The 2,105-nt window shown below is 37.5% G+C and carries 3 protein-coding genes; 1 reads left to right on the forward strand and 2 read right to left on the reverse strand.

What is annotated here, in order from left to right; genetic code table 11:
- Positions 1 to 47 precede the first annotated feature (47 nt).
- A complete protein-coding gene (locus ASV53_RS23700; protein ID WP_189337960.1) occupies positions 48 to 506 on the reverse strand; it encodes a condensin complex protein MksE in 459 nt (152 codons plus the stop codon).
- On the reverse strand, positions 493 to 1,155 hold the full coding sequence (locus ASV53_RS23705) for a hypothetical protein (RefSeq protein ID WP_094958957.1): 663 nt from the start codon (positions 1,153 to 1,155) through the stop codon (positions 493 to 495). Before ASV53_RS23705 ends, ASV53_RS23700 begins: the two co-directional genes overlap by 14 nt.
- Between ASV53_RS23705 and ASV53_RS23710 the strand changes: the two genes are divergently transcribed.
- A complete protein-coding gene (locus tag ASV53_RS23710; RefSeq protein ID WP_094958958.1) occupies positions 1,132 to 1,683 on the forward strand; it encodes a hypothetical protein in 552 nt (183 codons plus the stop codon). The genes ASV53_RS23705 and ASV53_RS23710 overlap by 24 nt on opposite strands.
- Positions 1,684 to 2,105: the final 422 nt, after the last annotated feature.

Here is a 2,105-nt window from a genome sequence, read left to right on the forward strand (position 1 = left end):
GTCATAATGTCACCTGTTAACTTATGAGGTGATAATATCACCTCTAACTAAGTGACCAAATTCACTATGCCACTACAGTCATACTGCTCATTTCGTTTGATCTCATCTATATGTTTAGCTTTAAGGCCAAAATGTTCATTGGCTAAATCATCTAGATCGAAACTTTTATCAGTCCAAAACCTAGCTATCACTAAAAGCAATGCTTGTACCTTAGTAGCATTTTCGTCCGCATCTTCTGAACTATCATCTTTACGAATGTGAAAAAATTCGCCTCCAGAGTTAAAAACCAGCTCAAACCCAATGTGCTTGTAAAGGAGGCTATAATGGCTATCCAAATGCTTATATAGCTCTGTATACAAAGGGTTCTCAATAAACTGCTGAGTATATGTTTCATAAATGCGCTTAGTGATCACTTTGCCAGACGAGAACTGGGAGTAGACTTGCTGACTGAGTTCGAGGTCAGCATAGTCGAAAGTGTTAGATATTAGGTTATTAGTCGTATGCATAAGTCTCTCGTACCTCCAATTTTATTTTTCTGTACTTAAACACATAACCACCTACCGTTATCTCATGAAAAATATTAGTAACTCTTGGAAGATGGTTGTGAAGGTTTAACTGACCTACTGAATTTAGAGTCATTAGGGCTTCAAGAAGGTCAAGTATTTGGTAATCGTCCAACAAGCCCTCTAGCCTATCGCTCACTACTTTTATTAAATCATCACAATGCTCGAATCTCATCGAATACATTAGTTGCTTAACCTGTTTCACCCTTTCCAAGCGCGTGTCTAAACTATTATCTTTAGAGCTCTGTAAAAGAGATAAATCAAGCTGATTAACAAGTTTGTAATCTTCAAGCTTCGTGGTGATGTCCGTGGTTATATTATTAAAGTACGACTGTGAATCACTCAGTCGGAGGTCTTTGGGACGAGGCTGGTTCATCAAACCACAAAACAAACCTGATGTTTGAGCAAAATCTGAACTGATTCTTTTACGCCTTAAGTCCTGTTGTGTTTCTTTTAAATATTCCACTAACTCAGAAAATGCATTTTCGATTGCATTAAACTGGGTGAGCCTTTTCCTTGAGCGAGCTAAGAACTGATCAATAGATGTAGATATACGACTTATGTCTTTATGATAAGCATTGATGAGAAGCACCTTAAAAAACTTAGAGAGATCTCTTTTTTCCGTTTCTTTAATGAAAAAGAATCTCCAATTCAGATCCTCAATGACAGTGAAAACATCTACAACAGCAACGAATACACCCAGTTGTTAGCACACGTCTCGTGGTTGCTTTTTAAGTTAGGCATAAGCTATAGCGATGCTCCACGGCTATCAAAAAGCGTAAAAGAATGCGAAATCATTCACCGCGCAAACGCTCAAATACTATTCCTGATGCAAAGGTTAGATGGTGATGAAAAGGCTTTTAAAACTGCGGAAAGCTTACTTGAAGAGGATTCTCCAAACGCTCTTGAGTGGTTATATAGATCAATATCTGAAACTGAGCTCTTACTTTATGAAGACAGGCCCCTTTATCCAGGGTATCAATTAGTTAAATCGAAATTCGGTGGCTTTAACGGATTCTGTTTCGTTGACAAGAAAAGAAATAACAACTCATCGGTACAACTTGCCACTGTAGGTTCAAGCTTAATATTTAACAGAAAATCATTAGACATTGCATTTTGATACGCAAATCTTAGAACTACAACCGCACCTAGTGAAACTATTACTCGCGAAATAATCACTCGTAGACGTTCAGTTCGTAAAGTGCGGTTCGGGTTTTACGAGCTGAGTAATTGCTCTAATAAGAGATTTTTACGAGGAACTAGTTTCCAACTTAGTTAACCAAACTGGCTGTCTTCATTTGCCGTGAAGCGCTGGAGTTTCCAACTTGGTTATTTTTAATGAGTATTCCAAATGGTTGATTTAGAAAGCTGGCAAGTTTCCATCTTAGTTATCTGTGATCATCAATATTAAGGTTAAACCTTAACTATTAACTAAACTCATCAATAAAAGGCGAACCATTTGGTTTAATGCCGATCAGTTAGCGTAAATATGATCGGTTGAACGATCCTCCAGAGCTGTCAAAATCCAAGTGTAATTAATGC

Origin of the sequence: Photobacterium sanguinicancri, assembly GCF_002265265.1 — a bacterium.
Classification (GTDB): Bacteria; Pseudomonadota; Gammaproteobacteria; order Enterobacterales; family Vibrionaceae; genus Photobacterium; species Photobacterium sanguinicancri.